The sequence below is a fragment of the Hahella sp. HN01 genome (assembly GCF_018986435.1).
GTDB lineage: Bacteria > Pseudomonadota > Gammaproteobacteria > Pseudomonadales > Oleiphilaceae > Hahella.
The window spans coordinates 108,018-129,012 of sequence record NZ_JAHMIN010000014.1; the positions used below are offsets into that span (position 1 = coordinate 108,018).

The 20,995-nt window shown below is 53.9% G+C and carries 18 protein-coding genes and 1 tRNA gene; 4 read left to right on the forward strand and 15 right to left on the reverse strand.

Features of this window, described 5'->3' with window-relative positions; genetic code table 11:
• Positions 1-173 precede the first annotated feature (173 nt).
• Entirely contained in the window at positions 174-1,946 is a 1,773-nt protein-coding gene (locus KP814_RS15225) for a bifunctional diguanylate cyclase/phosphodiesterase (protein WP_216737563.1), read from the reverse strand.
• Between the two features lie 302 nt (positions 1,947-2,248).
• On the opposite strand from KP814_RS15225, the gene rep reads away from it, so the two are divergent.
• A complete protein-coding gene (rep, locus tag KP814_RS15230) occupies positions 2,249-4,267 on the forward strand; it encodes a DNA helicase Rep (protein ID WP_216737564.1) in 2,019 nt (672 codons plus the stop codon).
• On the opposite strand, the gene KP814_RS15235 is transcribed toward rep, so the two are convergent.
• The 7 genes from KP814_RS15235 to KP814_RS15265 form a co-directional block, all read right to left on the reverse strand.
• Entirely contained in the window at positions 4,264-4,893 is a 630-nt protein-coding gene (locus KP814_RS15235) for a metallophosphatase domain-containing protein (protein WP_253938399.1), read from the reverse strand. The two genes, rep and KP814_RS15235, sit on opposite strands and share 4 nt — an antisense overlap.
• A gap of 93 nt (positions 4,894-4,986) precedes the next feature.
• Positions 4,987-5,493, reverse strand: a complete 507-nt coding sequence (locus KP814_RS15240; protein WP_011400127.1) for a winged helix DNA-binding protein — start codon at positions 5,491-5,493, stop codon at positions 4,987-4,989.
• Positions 5,494-5,598: 105 nt separating this feature from the next.
• Positions 5,599-9,243: a hydantoinase B/oxoprolinase family protein gene (locus KP814_RS15245; RefSeq protein ID WP_216737565.1), complete on the reverse strand. Its 3,645-nt coding sequence runs from the start codon at positions 9,241-9,243 to the stop codon at positions 5,599-5,601.
• Positions 9,244-9,277: 34 nt separating this feature from the next.
• Complete coding sequence (locus KP814_RS15250; protein WP_216737566.1) at positions 9,278-10,585, reverse strand: TRAP transporter large permease; 1,308 nt, start codon at positions 10,583-10,585, stop codon at positions 9,278-9,280.
• Positions 10,586-10,591: 6 nt separating this feature from the next.
• Entirely contained in the window at positions 10,592-11,113 is a 522-nt protein-coding gene (locus KP814_RS15255) for a TRAP transporter small permease (RefSeq protein WP_241566903.1), read from the reverse strand.
• Positions 11,114-11,202: 89 nt separating this feature from the next.
• The gene (locus KP814_RS15260; protein ID WP_216737567.1) at positions 11,203-12,174 is read right to left on the reverse strand and encodes a TRAP transporter substrate-binding protein; all 972 of its coding nucleotides are present in this window, start codon (positions 12,172-12,174) and stop codon (positions 11,203-11,205) included.
• A gap of 267 nt (positions 12,175-12,441) precedes the next feature.
• On the reverse strand, positions 12,442-12,867 hold the full coding sequence (locus KP814_RS15265) for a cytochrome c5 family protein (RefSeq protein WP_216737568.1): 426 nt from the start codon (positions 12,865-12,867) through the stop codon (positions 12,442-12,444).
• 352 nt (positions 12,868-13,219) lie between these two features.
• Here KP814_RS15265 and KP814_RS15270 point away from each other — a divergent pair, with 352 nt between their 5' ends.
• Both KP814_RS15270 and KP814_RS15275 read left to right on the forward strand, forming a co-directional pair.
• Positions 13,220-13,582, forward strand: a complete 363-nt coding sequence (locus KP814_RS15270; protein ID WP_216737569.1) for a hypothetical protein — start codon at positions 13,220-13,222, stop codon at positions 13,580-13,582.
• Between the two features lie 17 nt (positions 13,583-13,599).
• Positions 13,600-13,848: a DUF2845 domain-containing protein gene (locus KP814_RS15275; protein ID WP_279501494.1), complete on the forward strand. Its 249-nt coding sequence runs from the start codon at positions 13,600-13,602 to the stop codon at positions 13,846-13,848.
• An 87-nt stretch (positions 13,849-13,935) separates the two neighbouring features.
• On the opposite strand, the gene KP814_RS15280 is transcribed toward KP814_RS15275, so the two are convergent.
• The 3 genes from KP814_RS15280 to KP814_RS15290 form a co-directional block, all read right to left on the reverse strand.
• Positions 13,936-15,282, reverse strand: a complete 1,347-nt coding sequence (locus KP814_RS15280; protein ID WP_216737571.1) for a phosphomannomutase — start codon at positions 15,280-15,282, stop codon at positions 13,936-13,938.
• A 130-nt stretch (positions 15,283-15,412) separates the two neighbouring features.
• Positions 15,413-16,096 carry a B3/4 domain-containing protein gene (locus KP814_RS15285; RefSeq protein ID WP_216737572.1) on the reverse strand — a complete coding sequence of 228 codons (684 nt, stop codon included), beginning with the start codon at positions 16,094-16,096 and terminating at the stop codon, positions 15,413-15,415.
• A 98-nt stretch (positions 16,097-16,194) separates the two neighbouring features.
• The gene (locus tag KP814_RS15290) at positions 16,195-16,374 is read right to left on the reverse strand and encodes a hypothetical protein (protein ID WP_216737573.1); all 180 of its coding nucleotides are present in this window, start codon (positions 16,372-16,374) and stop codon (positions 16,195-16,197) included.
• Between the two features lie 453 nt (positions 16,375-16,827).
• Here KP814_RS15290 and KP814_RS15295 point away from each other — a divergent pair.
• A tRNA-Arg gene (locus KP814_RS15295) sits at positions 16,828-16,904 on the forward strand.
• A gap of 58 nt (positions 16,905-16,962) precedes the next feature.
• On the opposite strand, the gene KP814_RS15300 is transcribed toward KP814_RS15295, so the two are convergent.
• The 4 genes from KP814_RS15300 to KP814_RS15315 form a co-directional block, all read right to left on the reverse strand.
• A complete protein-coding gene (locus KP814_RS15300) occupies positions 16,963-17,580 on the reverse strand; it encodes a GNAT family N-acetyltransferase (protein WP_216737574.1) in 618 nt (205 codons plus the stop codon).
• A 3-nt stretch (positions 17,581-17,583) separates the two neighbouring features.
• Positions 17,584-19,386 carry a hybrid sensor histidine kinase/response regulator gene (locus KP814_RS15305; RefSeq protein WP_216737575.1) on the reverse strand — a complete coding sequence of 601 codons (1,803 nt, stop codon included), beginning with the start codon at positions 19,384-19,386 and terminating at the stop codon, positions 17,584-17,586.
• On the reverse strand, positions 19,361-19,981 hold the full coding sequence (locus KP814_RS15310) for a response regulator transcription factor (RefSeq protein ID WP_216737576.1): 621 nt from the start codon (positions 19,979-19,981) through the stop codon (positions 19,361-19,363). The genes KP814_RS15305 and KP814_RS15310 overlap by 26 nt, the downstream gene beginning before the upstream one ends.
• 482 nt (positions 19,982-20,463) lie before the next feature.
• Positions 20,464-20,958 (reverse strand): hypothetical protein, encoded by a 495-nt coding sequence (locus KP814_RS15315; RefSeq protein WP_216737577.1) that lies wholly within the window; start codon positions 20,956-20,958, stop codon positions 20,464-20,466.
• Positions 20,959-20,995: the final 37 nt, after the last annotated feature.

Below are 20,995 nucleotides of genomic sequence, written 5' to 3' on the forward strand. Positions count from 1 at the left end.
CTTATCAATCAAAGGTCATTGCAGTTACAACAGGCCTTGGGCGACGCCTTCGACACAGGGGAAAGGGCCGACGGTCTTATATTCCGGGCGTCCCATTATATAGATCAGGCCTCAAACAAGAAGAGCCAAAATAGACAGGGGGAATGCGGTTTGGAAAGACCCGCCCTTACTCATTACTGCTTGCGCAGGCGGCGCAGGTCGCCGGCCACCTGTAGAAAGTCGCAGAATTCATTGAAAGGCAGCGGTCGCGCGAACCAATAGCCCTGGGCCTGATCGCAATTGTGCTGACGCAGAAACTCCAACTGCTCTGGCTTCTCTACGCCCTCGGCGACAACGGTCATGGAGAGGCTATGGGCCAGCGAGATCATCCCACTGACCAGCGTGGCGTCTTCGGCGATCGTGCAGACGTTTTCGATAAAGGACTTATCTATCTTCACGGTGGAGATAGGCAGGTTGCGCAAGTTGGTAAACGAGGAATATCCCGTTCCGAAGTCATCCAGCGCGAAATGCAGGCCCAGATGAGTCAGTTCTTTCAGGCATTTGAGCGTGTAATCCCGATCAAACATCATGGCGGACTCAGTCAGCTCAAACTCGAACTTGGTGGTGTCGATATTGGCGTTATAGATGATGCGAAATACCGTTTCCGATAAACGCCGATCGAAAAACTGGCGAAATGACAGGTTCACCGCACAGACCAAGTCGTCATAGCCCATGGTCTGCAACATGTTGAGATCCCGGCAGGCGCGCTCCAGCACCCAATATCCCATAGGAATAATCAGGCTGCTGCGCTCCGCCGCGGCGATAAAGGCCGCCGGGGTCAATACGCCCAGTCGCGGATGGGGCCAGCGCACCAGCGCCTCCATGCCCACCACCTCGCCACTGCGCACTTCGATCTTGGGCTGGTAATAGAGGTCCAGCTTATCGCCCCGCAGCGCCTGGCGAAATTCAGTCTCCAGCTCCAGGCGCATATCCAGTTCGCGATTCATGCGGTCATTAAAGAAGCGGTAACTGACGCCATGCTCTTTCTTGGCGTCGAACATCGCCTGATTGGCGCGACGCAATAGCAAGTCCGCGCTGTCTCCGGACTCCGGGAACACCGCCATGCCCATGGAGGCGGTCAAATTCACCGGGTGCTGATTCACCACAAAGGCCTGCTCGAACACTTTGGCCATTTTCTTGGCCACATTGATCAGGCTGAAGCTTTCCTGGCCATCTTCAAGGATCACGGCAAACTCGTCGCCCCCAACCCGGGCCAGACAATCCGAACGCCGCAATACCTGACGCAGGCGCGCCGCCATCATTTTGATGAGGATGTCTCCCGCCCGATATCCCAGAGTCTGATTCACCGTACGGAACTCATCCACATTCACGAAGATCAGGCCGACCCGATGCTTGACCCGTTCCGCGCGCAGAATCGCCTGATGCAGGCGATCGTAAAACCGGGCCCGATCCAGGATGCCGGTCAGGCTGTCCAGTTGCTCCCGCATCTCAAAATCCAGTCGGAACAGCTCGCGATACCAGGCTCTACGCAGAGCCCGCACCAGCAATGACGCATCCAGGGAGGATTTGCACAGGTAATCCGCTGCCCCCGCCAGAATCAGGCCGCGAGCGTGGCGCTCCTCGGCGAAAGGCCCCAGCGCCACCACCGGGGCGTCGGCATGGTGGGAAAGAATGCGCAGAAAACTGTCTTTGTCGCCGTCAAACTGGTTTTCCTCCCACAACACCATGTCAAACTTGCGTTTACGCAATATATCCATAGCCATGGGAATGCTGTTGCACCAGTGCAGTTGAATATCCGACTCAGCGGCGGTCAGGTGTTGCAGCCAGAGAAAGTCGCAATGCGACTTCACCACCGCCAGCACATCCACATTGTCTTCAGTGCAGGAGACAGCCCGAACGCCAGATTGATCCGGATTCATAAGAGATTGCCCGACATGCTCGCTCATGCAGTACATCCCCTCGACCGCGATTTAACGCAGTGTGGTGACAAAACTAATTCATGGCGGCGGTTAACGTTTGCATCTAACGCCATCTTCTACGGCTATTTAGCCATGGCGTTATTGCAGCTTATATAGATTGTTAGAATTTCAGAGACAACACTTAACATTTAGACCATTTTCGTTAATTTTTCCTGTCGGCCTCGGAAATTATTGTGCGGGCGCGCCTCCCCGTTATAAGCATTCGTTATCAACCGCGCCGTGAATGTCTGATAAAATGCCGCCCAGTTTTTTCCAGCCATGAGCAGACCGTGTCGCAACTCAACCCCCGTCAACGTGAAGCCGTCAAATACATCGACGGCCCCCTACTGGTGCTCGCCGGCGCAGGCAGCGGCAAAACCAGCGTAATTACACGAAAAATCGCCTATCTGATCGAAGAATGCGGCGTCAAAGCCAAGCATATTGCTGCGGTGACGTTCACCAACAAAGCCGCGCGGGAAATGAAAGAGCGGGTCAGCGCGCTGGTCTCGGGGCCCGCCGCCCGGGGGCTAACGGTCTCCACCTTCCACAACTTGGGAATGAACATCATTCGCCTGGAGCACAAAGCCGTGGGACTAAAGCCCGGCTTCTCCATTTTTGATCAGCAGGACTGTAAAGCCATCATCAAAGACTTGCTGTTCAAAGAGTTCGATGAGGCGGAAGAGGATGTCGACCAGTTGCAGGCGCACTTCTCCAACTGGAAAAACGACATGCTGACGCCGGCGCAGGCGATCAAGCAGGCGATTACCGCTGAAGATCTCACCGCCGCGCGCCTGTACGAGCGTTACGACCATTATCTGCGCGCTTACAATGCGGTGGACTTCGACGACCTCATCCTGATGCCGGTGATGTTGTTTCGCAATCATCCGGAAATTCTCTCCGCGTGGCGCCTGCGCATCCGCTATCTGCTGGTGGACGAATATCAGGACACCAACCTCAGCCAGTACGAGCTGGTGCAGCAACTGGTGGCGGGGCGACAGGCTTTCACGGTGGTGGGCGACGACGACCAGTCTATTTACGCCTGGCGCGGCGCCCGGCCGGAGAATCTGGCGCGTCTGCAAAAGGACTTCCCCACTCTGAAGCTGGTCAAGCTGGAACAGAACTACCGCTCTACCGCGCGGATTTTGAAAGCCGCCAACGTCCTTATCGCCAATAATCCTCACGTTTACGAAAAAGCGCTGTGGAGCCAGTTGGGCATGGGGGATGAAATCCGCATCATCAGGGTGCGCAACGAAGAAGCGGAAGCGGAGCGCATCGCCTCGGAAATCATTGATATGCGTCTGAAAAAGCGGGCTCAATTCAAGGATTTCTCCGTACTGTATCGAGGCAATCACCAGTCCCGTCTGCTGGAGCTCAAACTGCAGGCGTACCAGATTCCCTACCGCATCAGCGGCGGAACCTCCTTTTTCTCCCGCAACGAGATCAAGGACGCCATGTCTTACCTGCGTCTGCTGGCCAACCCGGATGACGACGCCGCTTTCCTGCGGGTGGTCAACGTACCGCGACGGGAAATTGGACCAGTGACCCTGGAAAAACTGTCTGCTTATGCGGAATCCCGCAAGATCAGTCTGTTTTCCGCTATCTCCGAGTTCGGATTGGAGAGCGTGCTGACCGGCAAAACGCTGGATCACCTGCGCGAGTTCTCAGAGATCATTCTGCACACCGGTCAGAAGTGCGAAGAGGAGCACGACGCCGTCCCCGTGCTGAAACAGCTTTTTACTCGCATCGATTACGAAGAGTGGCTGCTGCAGAACAGCACCTCGCCGCAACAGGCGGAGCGGCGCATGGCCAACGTATGGATATTGCTGGATCAAGTAGCGCGCATGCTGGAGTACGACGCCGCGGCGGAAGAGCAGATGACGCTCAAGGACGCCATCGGCAAGCTGCTGTTGCGTGACATCATGGATCAGCAGAAGGAAGAAGAGGACGAGGACAAGGTCCATTTGCTGACCCTGCATGCGTCCAAAGGTCTGGAGTTCCCCCATGTCTTCATTATGGGACTGGAGGAAGACATCCTGCCTCACCGCAACAGTATCGAGACCAACCAGATCGAGGAAGAACGCCGCCTGATGTACGTAGGCATCACCCGCGCCCAACGCAGCCTATGTCTGACTTTCTGCTCCGAACGCAAGCAGTTCGGCGAGAAGATAGAGACCATTCCCAGCCGCTTCCTCGACGAAATGCCGCAAGAGGATCTGGTGTGGGAAGGTCTGGGCCAACGAAATGAAGAGCGCAATCAGGCGCGCGGCCGCGCCACTCTGGATGCGCTGTTAAGGGATTTGGGGGACTAAACCTCGAAGACCACCGGCGCATTCTCCGGTTGAAAGCGGTGGTTGGCGATGCTGGCGTTGATATAGGTGCAGCCGCCTTTTTCAACGACGCCATAGCTTTCATGGATGTGTCCGCATACGTGGAAGCGGGGGCGAATGCGCGTGATGGCGTGGGCCAGTTCCTCGCAGCCCACGCTCAGGCCGCCGACGGTCTGATCATGAACGCCGAAGGCCGGGCCGTGGGTAATCAACACATCGGTATCTGCGTCTATCAGATCCCACTTGGCTTTTAATTCCCGCCCCCGTTGCAGATTAAACGCCCAGTTATGGAAAAAGGGCTGCCAGGGAGCCCCATAAAACTTGACGCCATCAATGGTGACCGCCTCGTCCTGCAAATACACCGCATTGGTCAACAAGACGCGACAGGCTTCTTCTTCCCGCGCGAAGCACCAGTCATGATTGCCTGCAATGACGATCTTCACCCGATGGGGCAAGGCGCCGAGAAAAGCGTTGAACGCCGCCACTTCCCTTAATTTGCCCTGCCCGAATATATCTCCTGCATGAATCAACACATCCCCATCGGGAATGTCGATCTTGTCATACATGCCATGGGTATCGCTGATGGCGACGCACTTCATCTGAATCATCCTTCTCCGATTGACACTGCCAGTCAGGCATCATACCCAAAGACTCTGGATGAAAACGACCGCTTTGTCGCAGTTCGCGATTCCCCCCAATCGTTATAGGGAAGCGGCGGCTCTCGCGGCCTGATCGTAGACGCCAGTCAGGGTGCGCAATACTCGCGCGACTTCGCCGATTTCCTCATTGCTGATGCCGGTGGTGAGCAGTGTGTCCACCAGGCAGTCATTGCGCACTTCCCGGTACTTGAGACAGAGTTCCGCGCCGCTTTCCGTGGCGGAATAGAAGGTTTCCTTGCCGACTTTCTCACTGGTCACCAAGCCCATTTTCGCCAGCTTGCGCAGGGAGTAAGACACGGTGTGGGTGTCGTCGATATGCAGAATGAAACAGATGTCGGCGATGCGCTTGGGGCGCTCGCGGTGATACACGTTATGCAGCACCAGTATATCGATGGTGCTGAGCTCTTTATTGCCCGCCGCGGACATGCAGTGCACCAACCAACGCTGGAATGTGTTTTCAGCCATTATCAATGCGTACTCGAACTCGCTGAGCTCAACGCTGCGCTCATTAAGCAGGTGGCTGGAGGAGACGATTCTTGATTTTGTCATGGTGTGTGTTGTTTCCTTCTTGGTCGCGCCAATGTGGGCAGAGCATACTTTCGGCGCCGGGCAATGTCTAATCCCGCCGCCGAAAGCCGCTCCCTCAGGCGTTGTCTAATCCTTTTGCGACTCGCCGAAACCGCCGCCGCCGGGGGTTTCGATCTGCAGGCGGTCCCCCGCTTCCAGTTGCAGGCTGACCTGGGCGCCCAGAGACTGGACGTCGCCAGCGCGGCGAATCACCCGGTTCACGCCCACTTGCCCAGGCTTGCCGCCGGATGCGCCATAAGGCGCCACTTCCCGCCGGTTGGACAGAATGCTCACCTGCATGGGCTTGAGGAATCGCAGACTGCGACATACGCCGTCGCCGCCGCGATGCTGGCCATCGCCGCCAGATCCGCGCCGCACCTTGAACGCCTCCAGCAATACCGGGAAACGCCACTCCAGCACTTCCGGGTCGGTCAGACGCGAGTTAGTCATGTGCGTATGCACCGGCCCGGCGCCGTCAGCGTTGGCCGTAGCGCCGTCGCCGCCGCAGATGGTTTCGTAATACTGGAACTCATCATCGCCCCAGGTCAGGTTGTTCATCGTGCCCTGGGCTGCGCCTTTCACGCCCAAAGCGCCAAACAGCGCGTCCACCACCAGCTGGGAAACCTCTACATTGCCCGCCACGACGGCTGCGGGATAACAAGGGTTCAGCATGGAGCCTTCTGGAACAATGATCTGCAATGGCCGCAGGCAGCCTCCGTTGAGGGGAATCTGGTCATTGACGAGACAGCGGAACACATACAGCACCGCCGCATGCACCACCGCCAGCGGCGCATTGTAATTGCGCGGATGCTGCGGGCTGGAGCCGGTGAAGTCCACCGTCGCCGTGCGCTGGTTGCGATCCACTTGAATCTTCACCTGAACTTTATGGCCGTCGTCCATGGCGTACTCGAATTCGCCATCAGACAGCACGTCGATGACCCGACGCACGCACTCTTCCGCATTTTCCTGCACATGCTTCATGTAAGCCTGCACCACTTCCAGGCCGTACTGGGACACGACTTTCTGCAGCGCCTGCACCCCCGCCTCGCAGGCCGCCACCTGGGCGCGCAGATCTGCGATAGTGAACTCGATATTGCGCGCCGGATGAGGACCGGACAGGAAGAGCTCCCGAGTCATTTTCTCCTGGAAGACGCCCGCATCCACCAGTTTGACGTTATCCAGCAGAATGCCTTCTTCATCTATATGACTGGAATCCGACGGCATGGAGCCCGGCGCTACGCCGCCCACATCCGCATGATGTCCTCGCGACGCCACATAAAAGCAGATGTTTTCCCCTGCGCTGTCGAACACAGGCTTGATCACGGTGATATCAGGCAAGTGAGTGCCGCCGTTATAGGGATCATTCAGCATGAACACGTCGCCGGGGCGCATGGTTCCAGCATTGCGCTCCATCACCGTCTTGATGCTGTGACTCATGGAGCCAAGGTGCACCGGCATGTGCGGCGCGTTGGCCACCAGCTCGCCCTCTGCATCAAAAATCGCACAGGAAAAATCCAGTCGCTCTTTGATGTTCACCGACACTGCAGTGTTTTGCAGCACCAGTCCCATCTGCTCGGCGATGAACATGTACAGGTTATTGAAAATCTCCAGCATCACCGGATCGGCGTCAGTGCCTATGGAATGACGCTGCGGACGCGCGGCGACGCGCTCCAGCACCACGTCATTGCGATCCGTCAGTTGCGCACGCCAGCCCGGCTCCACCACGATCGCACCGATTTTCTCCACAATCACCGCAGGACCATCAATGGCGCGTCCCTGGGGAATATTCTCACGCACATAGAAAGGCGCCTGATACTGCTCGCCGCCCGTCGTCAGCGGCAGTACTTTATCCGGAGTCAGCTCACCGCCCTGACAAGGCGCGTTCGCCGCCACTTGCGCATCGCCGCGACCGGAGACTTCCACTTGCACCGCCTCCACCATGAGCGTTTTATCGGCGACGACAAACCCGAAGCGCTTTTCATGCTCGATAGAAAACGCCTGACGCACGGCATCCATTGCGTCCAGCGCCACCAGAATGGAGGTGTCGGAACCTTGATACTTAATATGCAGTCGCGCGGAGGACTCGATGCGCGCCGCCGGGACCCGCTGTTCCGTCAGTTTGGTGGCGGCGTCCTGAGTCATGCGCTCGACCAGGGGAGTCAGCTCCGCAATCAACGCGTCAGACAGAGGTTTCTCTACTGTGGTTTCCGCTATTTCCCGCACGTCCGCCAGTCCCATGCCAAAGGCGGATAACACGCCAGCGTAGGGATGCAGGAATACTCGTTTCATTCCCAAAGCATCCGCCACCAGACAGGCATGCTGACCGCCAGCGCCGCCAAAGCAGCAGAGGGTGTAGTCCTGCACATCGTAGCCGCGCTGAGTGGAAATATGCTTGATGGCGTGGGCCATGTTATCCACCGCAATCGCCAGGAAGCCTTCCGCCACCTGTTCCGGCGTACGGTTGTCGCCCGTCTGTTCCTGGATCTGCTGGGCCAGTGCGGAAAATTTTTCCCGCACGCACTCTGCGTCCAGGGACTGATTCGCTTCAGGTCCAAACACTTTCGGGAAATAATCCGCCTGCAGTTTGCCCAGCATGACGTTGCAGTCGGTTACCGTCAGAGGGCCGCCATTGCGATAACAGGCCGGTCCCGGATAAGCGCCGGCGGATTCCGGTCCCACGCGATAGCGCGAGCCATCAAACTTAAGCACCGAGCCGCCGCCCGCCGCCACCGTATGAATTGACATCATCGGCGTTTGCAGACGGAACCCGGCCACTTCCGTTTCGAAGCTGCGTTCATACTCGCCGCGATAATGGCACACATCCGTGGACGTGCCGCCCATGTCGAAACCGATCAACTGCTCAAACCCCGCCGCTTCGGCGGTTTTCACCATTCCCACCACACCGCCGGCGGGGCCGGACAAGATAGCGTCTTTGCCGTTGAATACGCGGGCGTCGGTCAAACCACCGTTGGACTGCATGAACATCAGCCGTCCCGGCTCGCTGGCCATAGAGCCCAGTTGGCCGGACACCTGATTGACGTAACGTTTGAGAATTGGCGACAGGTACGCATCCACCACCGTGGTGTCTCCCCGGCTGACGATTTTCATCAGCGGGCTTAATTCACTGCTCACCGACACCTGGGTGAAACCGATATCCCGCGCCAGTTGCGCGACTTTGCTTTCATGATCACGGAACGCGTAACTGTGCATGAACACGATAGCGCAAGAGCGCAGGCCACGTTCGTAGGCTGCGCGCAACGATTTTTCCGCGCCCGCCAGGTCAAGCGGCGTCAGCACTTCGCCTTGCGCATTGATGCGTTCGTTCACTTCCGCCACTTCGGCGTAGATCATGTCCGGCAAACGAATATCCAGGGCGAACAGGTCCGGGCGCGTCTGATACCCGATGCGCAGAACATCGGCGAAGCCTTTGCTCACCACCAGCAAGGCAGGTTCGCCTTTGTGCTCCAGCAAGGCATTGGTGGCCACCGTGGTGCCCATTTTGATTTCTTCGATATCCTGCTCAGGAACCTGCGCGCCGCGAGGAACACCCATGAGTACGCGCACGCCTTCCAGCACCGCATCAGGGTATTGCGCCGGGTTCTCGGAAAGCAGTTTATGGGTGATCAATTCTCCCGTCGGATTCCGCGCCACAATATCTGTAAACGTGCCGCCCCGGTCCACCCAGAAACGCCATTTGCCCGCACCCGCCGTGTTTGTATTTTGTGTTGTCATTATGTCTGTCACCTCAAAAAATCTCTTAACCCGCTCAACCGCGACTGCTCAGCGTCTGCGGCAGCCACAACGCAATTTCCGGATACTTGCTGAGCAGCGCCACCGCCGCCACCAGGATCAGGAAAAACGGCGTCGCATAGCGGGCCACCCTGAAAATATCCCTGCCGGTCAGGGATTGGATAACAAACAGATTGAAGCCGACCGGCGGCGTGATCTGCGACATTTCCACCACCAGCACCAGATAGATGCCGAACCAGACCAAATCGAATCCGGCCTTTTCCGCCAACGGCAGAATGACCGACGTCGTCAGCACCACGACGGAAATTCCATCGAGAAAGCAGCCGAGCAAAATGAAGAAGAATGTCAGCGCGACGATCAGCAGCGCCGGCGATAATTGCAGTCCGCCGATGAATTCAGCCAGCTCCCGTGGAATGCCGGTGAACGCCATGGCGACAGTAAGAAAAGAAGCGCCAGCGAGAATAAAGGTGATCATGCAGGAGGTGCATACCGCGCCAATCAGGCTGCGTTTGAACATCTCCCAACTCAGCGATCCAGTTAGCGCCGTCAGCGCCAGCGACCCGAGCACGCCGAGAGTGGCCGCTTCCGTGGCGGTGGCGACGCCCGCGTAGATAGAGCCGATAACGAATCCAATCAGCAAGGTGACCGGCAGCAGTCGCTTCAACGCGATCAGCTTGGTTTTCATATCGGTCCCGCCTTCCGCCGCGGGAACCTTGCTGCGGTTCAACAACGACCAGATCACCGTATAGCCCATAAACAGGCAGATCAGCATCAGGCCGGGAATCGCTCCCGCCATGAACAGGCGGTCAATGGACACTTCCGCAGCGACGCCATAGACGATCAAAATAATCGAGGGGGGAATCAGCAATCCCAAAGTGCCGGAGCCAGCCAGCGTGCCGATGGCCATGGTCTCGTCATAGCCGCGCTTTTTCAGCTCCGGCAGACTCATCTTCCCGACCGTGGCGGTGGTGGCGGCGGAGGAACCGGACACCGCAGCGAATATGCCGCATCCCAGAATATTCACATGCAGCAGTCCGCCAGGCAGACGCCGCAGCCAGGGCGCGAGGCCTTCGAACAGATCCTCCGACAACCGGGTTCGGAACAGGATTTCCCCCATCCAAACGAAGAGAGGTAAGGCGGACAATGTCCAGTTGGAGGAAGCGCCCCAGGTGGTATTCGCCATAATGGCGCCAATCTGCGCGTTGTCGTTAAACAGCATGGCGATAAAGGCCACTGTAAACAGGGTTGCGCCAACCCAGAAGCCAAACGCCAGGAAGGTGAATAACACCCCCATCAGCACAAGCGTTAATTGCAAGGTATCCATCAACACTTACTCCGCCGCCGCTTCGCCGGCTTCCTGAGCCGCTACGTAGCTGGGTTTACGTTTGAGCAGGGCGGTGATCCAGTCGTCCAGCACAGCAATAAARAAAAGAGCCAGCCCCGCCAGCATCACGCTTTGCGGCATCCACAAAGGAACCGCGATGTAGCCCGAGCTGACGTCGTTGAATTCATAGGTTTCCAGCACAAAGGCGCCAACCGCATAGGTGATGAAGCCGACCAGGATCAGCAACGCAGTCAGGTTAAAAAGCTCCACGTAACGTTGCGCGACGCCCTTTACTTGCCGGGTGAGAAACGTCACGCGGATATGGCTGTTATGGCGAAAGCTGTATGCCAAGGCGAAAAAAGTGGCCGAGGCCAGGAAGTAACCGACGAAATCTTCAACGGAAGGAACAATCAGACCAAACCAGCGTCCCACTATCTGCATCGTCATCAACAGACAGATCAGCACCATACTGACGGACGCCAGGACGAGGCCGGACTTATACAGGCAGTCGAGCGTATATCTCAGCATTTTCATCATCCCACAGCGTTTATGGGTTTTATTTTTATGGGGTGCGGCGGACTCTAGTGAGCCCGCCTAAAGAACAGGCGCTTAAAGTGTTAGCCGCCGTTGAGTCCTTTCACGATTTCAACGCCTTCGGCACCGACTTCGTCTTGCCATTCCTTCGCCATGGTCTGGCCGACTTTACTGAACTCGCTGATAAAAGCCTGCGTGGGTTCAGTCACATTCATGCCGTGCTTGGCCAGATCAGCCGTTTTCTCGGAAGTTTCCTGCTCAGCCATTTTCCAGCCGCGCTCTTCCGCCACTTTGGCCGCTTGCAGCACCGCATCCTGTTGTTCCTTGCTCAGACGTTTGAAGGAACGCAGATTCACGAACACCATGTTCTTGGGAATCCAGGCGCGACTATCCATGTAATAACGGGAGAAATCCCAGGCCTGACTGGATACGCCAGTCGTGGGAGAAGTCACCATGGCGTCGATGATGCCGGTGCTGAACGCCTGGGGAATTTCCGGAGTCTGCACGGTGGTGGGCGTCGCGCCCAACAGTACTGATAAGCGAGAAGTAGATGGACTGTATGCCCGCATCTTCAGGCCTTTCAGATCGTCGATAGCGGCCAGCTTGTCCTTGGTGTAAATGCCCTGGGGCGGCCAGGGTACGCTGAAGAGCAGCTTAAGCCCCTGCTTCTCCAGTTTCTTTTCAATGTGTGGACGACTCGCTTCATAGAGTTTCTTGGCGCCGTCGAAACTGGTCACCAGAAATGGAATGTTATCGACTTTATAGATGGGATCGTCATTGCCCAGCAGCCCCATGAAAACTTCACCAATGGGAGCCTGACCGGTGCGCACGGCGCGGAAAATTTCAGGGTGTTTAAACAGGGAAGCGCCAGAGTGGACCACGATTTTCAGGTCGCCGCCGGTGGCTTTTTCAATATCCGCCGCAAATTCACGAATATTCTGCGTGTGATGAGTCCCGTCCGCGTAGGGGGTAGGCATGTCCCACTTAGTGGCGGCGAAGCCAGTGGATGCGGACAACGAAAGCAGAAAGGATAAACAGAGTCTTCTTATTCTCATTGGGTTTGCACCTCTTGTTGGTTCAGGGAGACCTGAATTGCTATCGAAGGATCATATTTGCACAAAAAATCCTTTTTGAATACATTTTGTATTCATTTTATATTCAATAGAATTTTATTCGCCTAAATAAGATCACTTAACCCATTGATGGAAATGAAAACTTAAGCAGGAAGACAGCAAAAAATAAACGCAGTTGCAAGAAAAGGGGAAAACGACAGGCRAAAAAAAACCGCCTCTCGGCGGTTTCTTTTGCTACGGAAGAAGAGCTTATTTGCTCTGCTCTACAATAAACTCAACAGTAGCTTTGATCTCATCGTCGGTGCAATCACTACAGGTGCCACGCGCAGGCATGTTTTTGATACCGTTGATAGCGTGGCTAACCAATGTGTCGATGCCCTGCTCGATACGTGGAGCCCATGCAGCCACGTCGCCTTTCTTCGGCGCGCCAGCGACGCCGGTGTCGTGACAGGCGAAACACTTACCGCCGTAGATATCAGCCGGTTCACGTGGGCCGGACGGCGCAGCAGCGGCAACAGCGGACTGAGCGGCTTTACATTCCTGACCTTCAACGCACACTTCGCCGACAGGTTTGATGCGTTCTGCAATCTTCTCTTCAGCTGGAGTTAATGACCACACAGTGCCCGCAAACACCATCGCCAACATTGCGGTAATCGCTTTCACGGTTGTCTTCACGACCCATCCTCATCAGCAGCTTAAAATTATTAATGGCGCATTATAACGGCATCGCCGCAGAAATAAAGCAGAGGCTCCGGGTTATCAAGGGACCTGCGGCGCGCTTTTTGATCCATGACAGTTCCCCGGCGAAAGCCTGAAAATGCGCCTATCGCCCGCCCCTGTGCGCTTTCCTGACTACATTTTACGACTCGGGACGAAAAGTGGATTCGCCATGACGGCCCCGCTATAATGCCCGACGCGCTTAATCGAGCGCACTTGTTCGCGCTCACAAGGCCCGAGCCTACCCCGACGCCAAAAGCGGAGGGGCCGCGCTTATTATCCTCAGCGCAGACTCCAATCCAGCAACGTCATGGTAACGCTGATGCGCCTCGCTCCTTATAGACGCCACCTCATCATCACCGAATTTGTCGCCCTCGCCGCCTTGATCGGCTCTATGTATCTGTTCGCCCAGATGGCGAAACAAGGCGAAGTGGTCTCCCCCGGACTTTGGCTGATACCGATTACTTCCAGCTTTCTGGTGATTTCAGGTTTTTGCGGCAACCTTTATATTCGCTGGGTGGAGAGCGTTGGTCAGACGGAAGAGCAAGCATCTGGCAGGAAGCCTGTTCAGCGAGTGTTCATATATCTGCTGATAGCCTCCTTATATATCATCTGGTTTATGGCGGTGGTTCAAGCATGGTCCTCTCATCAGGCGTTAAGCGCCTCTTCCTAGCACTTATACTCTGTTCTGTGTCCGCTTCCAGCTGGGCGCTGCGATGCGGCAAAGATCTGGTCTCAGAGTCAGATCTGGATTACGAAGTTCAGGCCAAATGCGGCCAGCCGGACGATGTCAGTCTGATCGGCTATGGGCTGACGGACGATAAAACCCGTGAGTTTAAAATCGAGCGCTGGATTTATCTGCAGCCGAACAAAACGCTGTTCATCCTGCGTTTTGAAGCTGGCAAGCTGGTGGATATTTCCTGGAAACGCGCTCCCTGATTGATTCAGCGCATAAAATAAAAGGCCGGCGCTCCGAAGAACGCCGGCCTTTTCTGTATCTGACTTTTTACCGATAGCTCAGCCGAATCAGATGCTGTCGATTTTCGCCAGCAATTCCGCCGTCTTCGCTTCCATCAACGCCTGATCTCCACGAGACTCCACATTCAAGCGCACCAAAGGCTCGGTGTTGGACATACGCAGGTTAAAGCGCCAGTCATCAAACTCCACGCTCAGGCCATCTACGAAGTTCACGGATTTCGCGTTAGGCGCGTACTCATCTTCGATTGCTTTCAGCACTTTGCCTGCGTCTTCCAGAGTACGGTTGATTTCGCCACTGGCCGGATACTTTTTCATGCGATCGTCAATCAGGCTGGACAGCGACTGACCAGTCGCGCTGATCAGGTCCGCCACCATCAACCAGGGAATCATCCCGGAGTCACAGTAAGCGAAGTCGCGGAAGTAGTGATGCGCGCTCATCTCGCCGCCGTATACCGCGTCTTCATCACGCATACGTTGCTTGATGAAGGCATGCCCGGTTTTGCTCTGGATGGCTTTACCGCCCGCCTCTTCGACCACGTCGATGGTGTTCCAGACCAGACGCGGATCGTGAATGATGCCTGCGCCAGGATGCTTGCGCAGCAGTTGCTCCGCCAGCAAACCTACGATGTAGTAGCCTTCAATGAAGCGTCCGGTTTCATCAAACAGGAAGCAGCGGTCATAGTCGCCGTCCCAGGCCACGCCAAAATCAGCGCCGGATTCCAGCAGCGCAGAACGGGTGCTGTCACGGTTTTCCATCAACAGAGGGTTAGGCACCCCATGCGGGAAGTGGCCGTCTGGCTCGTGATGCACTTTGACGAAAGTGAACGGCAGGTGCTTTTCCAGCTCGTCAATCACCAAGCCTGCGCCGCCGTTGCCGGCATTGACCACGACCTTCATCGGCTTCAACGCGGAAGCGTCGACATAGGTCAGCAGATGCTGGATATAAGCTTCCAGAGTGTCCAGTTTGTGATAAGAGCCTGGCTTCTCGGCGTCTTTGAATTCGCCTGGCACTTTGCCTTTGATGTCCAGCAGGCCGGTATCGGAGCTGATTGGGCGGGAGTCCACGCCAACCAGCTTCATGCCGTTGTAATCCTGGGGATTGTGGCTGGCGGTCACCATGATGCCGCCATCCATTTTGTGATAGAAAGTCGCGAAGTACACCTGCTCTGTACCGCACAGTCCGATGTCGTAAACATCAGCGCCGGCCGCCATCAAACCTTTGCTCAGGGCTTCGGCCATGGCGGGGCTGGACAGGCGAATGTCATAGCCAACCACTACTTTCTTAGCTCCGGTCACCTCAACATAGGCGCGGCCAATCCGCTCCGCGATGTCGTTATTCAGCTGGTCAGGCACGCGGCCTCTAATGTCATAGGCTTTGAAACAGCTAAGATCCATGAATGCGTTACTCCAGTATGTGTCTGTAAATATGGACTGCAATGAATATAAGTCGATTGTAAAGTGGATATCGGGCCGTTGCACTGCGCCAAAAGGAATATATTTCCGCCGTGGAAATACCCCATAAACCTCATACATGCAGGCATTCGAAGCGTTGCGTACAGTCGCCGCCGCAGTAGGTCAGGATAAGGTCGATACAACTGTTGGCGGCGGCGCGCACGCTCTCCGCAGCCATGTCGGCATGCCCCTGAAAAATCAATAAAATCCTACGGCTCGACGGCTGTAGACAAGTCTCCCTGGATTGTCGGCAATCCATCCTGCACAGCACCCGGTCAGCGGCATCCAGATAAGCAAACTCGCCAACTGGCGCTCGCGCCTGATCCTCGCTCCCTAAAGGAGCGAACACCTCTATACCCCGGGTGATATCCAGACGCACGCCGCCTTCCAGCCTGTCGATATCATGAGCGCCAATGGAAATTCTTCGCTCCAAAGACATCAGGTTGTAGATATCCACTACCGGGCTGATCAACGGAATATCGCCATTGCGCCGCAGGGTTCCGATCAGGTTTTCCACAGAGACCGGGAAGCGTTTCCAGGATCGCGCCACCGACTCCTTTAACCGACGATAGCCGCCAATATGGGGATCGGAGTCCAGATCACAACCCTGATACATGGCCATCGCCTGGGCCAATTTCACTTTTCTTAGCGCATGCAGATAAGGCGTGTAGTCCTTGTTATTCACATCCTCTAACGCCACAGCGACCACCTGCAAACCTAAATGCGCGGCGGCGCGGGTCATCTGAAAATCAACCATCCCTAGACTCCTTGTTGCTGGGCGTGCGTCAACGCGACGGTTGACTGGCGCAGGCCAAAAAAAGGCAGGGGAAAACAAGCCCGCCCTGCCTGATCGCTTCAATCTTCCCGACGTTTTACATACACTTTTTTCTGCGCTCGCCGTGCGAAGGCGACGCGCGCCATTGCATAAACCATCGCGCCTAACGCCAAAGCTGCAAGGACGGATGCGCCGGGGCTATCGACAAAATTGAAAGAGGCCGTTGCGCCTTGCCAAGTACTAACCAGACCTGATTGCATTGTCCACTCCTACTATTACGGTAGTGTTTTAAGCTCAGTAAAAAGCGCCCATCCCTCAGCGGGTCGATCCACAGCATCAATGCCAATCTTCTATAATTGTTCAGCATAAAATATGCCACGCCCTAACCTACTGATTTAAAATTAGAAGCATCATTCTTATAAGTCACAGACATCGTTATTGACGCCCTTATTCGCGCCACTCAAACGCCTGACGACTATCAAAGTGGTGCATAAATACGCATAAATAAAAGAAGGAGGACATCCACAACCAGATCCAACGGCCATATCAACGCACGGCCAGAATCTTCACCATGGATCGGAATAAAAGAAGAGAAATCAAGAAAAATCACGCCAAACGCGATTCAGACATAGACAGAAAACGACAATCTACCTATCATATGCACCCTGTTTTGTTGAGTCTTAAACGGACTCCACATCATAACCTGCCTTAAAGCGCCCGTAGCTCAGCTGGATAGAGCGTTGCCCTCCGGAGGCAAAGGTCAGAGGTTCGAATCCTCTCGGGCGCGCCATTTTAATCCTTCTTATTTTCTCAAACGTCTGCACGGCTCCATTACTGTTTTTCTTATTTCAAATGCGCTCTTTCGTCTGCCCTGGCGGTCGCAACATGCTGTACAGAGTGAGTTCGTTTTTTATTGTTGCTTCCTTAAACACCCGAAAGCCAAACCTGAGATAAAAGCTGATTGTCTCTTTCGAGCATTCCAGATATACCGGTAGGCCCTGTTGATCACAATGCTGCAAAACCGGTTTTATCAATCCCGTAGCAAGACCCCTTCCTTGCATGACGGGTTTAGTGCCGACCATAAAAAGGTACCAGTGCGCATACTCGGGGCGATTCTTTTGCTGTACGAAATGGAGCTGAACAATACGCTTAGCAGCGGGCGCTAAACGATAGAGCAAGGTCGCGCAAAGTAATTCCTGATAGAAAAGACTTTGCCAGCTAACGCAGGGCTGTTGCCATAGACAAACGCTCTGATGAGTATGATCCGTGTACATGGTCCGCTGTTGAATGATGATCTTCGTGACCACGGAAATAAGAATTTTCAGTCGCGACATACGCTTCTCATGGTCAGGAAACAGATAGACCATCGTCGGATCAGCGTAAAAAGCCTCAGCTAAGCTTCCGATAATTTTCTCAGAAGCTATATGGGGAGAGTGACTGTCTTGAGCGGCGCCGGGAGGTTCCATTTCCTAAACAGCTTGCTTTGAGCTGGCCGGTATCGCTCTGAATATATGCAAAAGATTCAGGCGCAGCTCGGCAGGTTTTAATGGTTTATGCAGTAACTTATATCCGCTTTGCGCAGCCTCGCTAAGACGCTCCGGGGCGGTATCGCCACTGATTAGCAGTCCTGGAATATCATCATTCAGCAGGGATCGAATGCTGTTGATCGCCTCAATTCCAGTAAGATTTTCCCGCAGTCGAAGGTCCGCGATAATCAGGTCAGGAATAAACCCTTTGCACAGTTCAAGCGCCTCCCTCTTGGATTGGCAGCTTGATACATCGCATCCCCAAGCCGATAGCGCTTTGGTCATCGCATGTCTGATATCGGCCTCGTCATCGATGAGCAGAATCTGCTTGCCGGATAGATTCTGATTGGGGAAATAATCGACGCAAGATTCTTGCTTCACCAAGTTCGGGTCACCCAATGGCAAGCTGAATGTAAACGTAGACCCTTGATTAATCTGAGAGTCCACGTTTATTTCAGATCCAATTAATCGAGTCAGTCGCTTCACAATGGAGAGCCCAAGGCCAAGCCCTTTAGTGCGATCCCGCTCCGGGTTATTGAGCTGGTAGAACTCATCAAAAATGCTTTCAATTTTATCCGCGGGTATTCCCGCTCCCGTATCCATCACGCGAATCGTTATCTGTTTGTTGTCATTGGTTTCCAGTAAAAGCTTTACTTCGCCGGTCGATGTGTTGCGTATCGCATTACTCATTAAATTCGCCAAAATACGTTTCACATGTTTGGCGTCGGAATACACCACAAGATCCGATCTGGGCAGGGTTAGCTGCAGCTGTTTGGCGCTGGCGGCCACGGTATATTCATAATGGATTTCCTTTAATAGTGCGCCCAAATAAAAGTGCTGCTTTTCGCAATGCACAACGCCCGCATCGAGCCTGGATATATCCAGCAAAGATTTGAATAAGGCCTCCAGGCTATGGACCGAAGTATCAATGTTATTCAGGATTTTCAGGTTTTTGTCAGGAGATAACTTCAAGGCTTCAACAAAGTAACCGAGCGCATGCAGCGGCTGCCTTAAGTCGTGACTGGCGGAAGCGAGGAATTTGGATTTAGCCGCATTCGCCTTTTCAGCAATATCTTTTTGCTTCTCAAGATTTTTCAGCATATCGATATTTTCATAACGCAGCCGAAATGAGCTGTTAACTTCTGAATGAAGTATGGAGGCCAATTTGACGCACATCAGATAGTATATGCACATCAGCCACGCTAGAGAGTGCTGATCCGCGTCCGGCGACAGAAATAATATACCGATATAAGTTAAGACAAAGGGTACGGAAAAGAAGAAGTACAGTCTCAAATAAACCGCTATTGAGTTAATACACCCCGCCAGCAAACCACAGACAAGCGCAGACATCAGAGCCTGATGTTCACTTTCATCATAAAAAATGAGTACAAAAGCGGTCCAAACAAGACCGGAAATGAACGCAATAACGACACAAACATTCAAAAAGCTATCGGTGGAAAATGCCTCTTCGCTTAACCCTTGCTGATAATAAATATACTTAAGCTGAATGCTGACGCTTACAACGACAAAAGACAGGAAAATCCAAAAAGTCAGATCCGACACTAAACCTTGAAACGCCCAAAGCGCAATGATTACCACCACGCCATTGGATAAGGCGTTCACAGGCGACTGCCTGAGAATGGTTCTCGCCTGCTCTTTTAATATTAAGGCGCTATAATTTTTCTCACTTCCCTCGGAGCCCCCCGCCGTTACGTCAGGACTAAATAATTCCCATTTTCTTGGCATTTAACATACATTCCATGCGGTTGCTTGCCCTAAAAACATCAAACAGAGCACTGACATGCGTCTTGATTGTGCTCTCAGTGACTCCCATACGAGCGCCAATTTCCTTGTTGCTTAGCCCATCAGCCATGTAACTCAACACTTCTTTTTGTCGAGCGCTAAGGCTTTTGTGCACCGTCTCCGGCAGCGCCAACAGCTCCCGCTGCAACTCGGGGTTTAAATAGCTTCCTGTTGCGATGACTTCCTCAATCGCCAATTTTAGCTCGCCTGACTTTCCGCTTTTATGCACAAAGCCCGCCGCGCCTAGATCCAGGAAGCGCTTGATTAAGCATTTATCGTCAGTTGCGGAAACTAATAAGACCGGCGTCATGATTGCGTTATCGATCAATAACTCCAGCAATGTCTTATCTTTATAGGTAGGCATGTAAATGTCAGACAGCACGATATCGACATTGTTATCGTGACTTAATGTGGAAAATGCGGTGTCTACTTGCTCGTGGGCTTCGATTTGCAGCCCTATATGACTGAAAGATTGGGTTAGGAGTACGGATATACCCTGAATAAATAAAGAATGGTCATCAACGATGAGGATTTTCATTGCTTTGTAAAGATCCTTTTAACCCCATATCGCTTTCAGTGCGACCCACTTCCCTGACGCCGATCCCCTCTAGCGCCATCCTAAGGCTACAATTTCAAGCCGCCAAAGCAGCTATAAATCGCCATAAAAATTTCCTCCCCCGTTAGTACTAAAGTATGAACAGAACCGCCATATGTCAAAGTAAAATCAGCCATGATATTAAGTTAATTGCATCAGAATGGGGAGAAAATTGGAGAAATAAATTAGCCGATGGATTGCATCGTTATTAACCGAAAAAAGTGGATACTTTTTATAATCCCTTAAAATTAAATATATCAATATCGAATATACGACTTGAGGCGCTTTAATAAGGCTTTAAGCCCAACTTAACGCCATTAGCATGCTCGCCACCGCTATTTCTGCTCAACGTTATGCTGCGGAAGTATGGAGCCCGCTATTGCGAAAGCTCCATAGGTATGAGGGAGATAATCTGGAAAGGCTACTTACCCTTTCGTCCTCGCGAACATTTCTTCAAATAAGGTTTTGGCCGGCTTCTGACTATCGATATTGTCTTGATTCAGCTCAAGATGGTTCTTAACGCATTTCAACATGGCGACGCGCTTTTTACGCTTGGCCTGTTTCTGTGGATTTCCCGATTTATTGTAAGCAGCGATGATGTCATCAATATTGAGGATATTCCCTCCGGCTATATGCACGCAGGTTCGCACTTTTTCCGCGACCATCCCGTCCGCGCCGCCAATCAGATCAACAGCCAGGTCGCCAAAACTGCCAACAGCGACAACCAGCTCTCTACCTTCCAAAGACCTGAGAATCCTTTCTCTGGCTGCTGGCTCCACTACCACTTCAATGTCGTGAGGAAAGATAGACCGATACTCATCCACCCCTTCAGACATGTTTCTGGGCGCTCTGGCGATATGCATCCACGCTGCGCAGCCGCCAACCACATACCAGCCATCCGCACCTGCCCAGGTATTCATATATGCGAAAAATTCGGGTATAGGGAGTGACAACGGG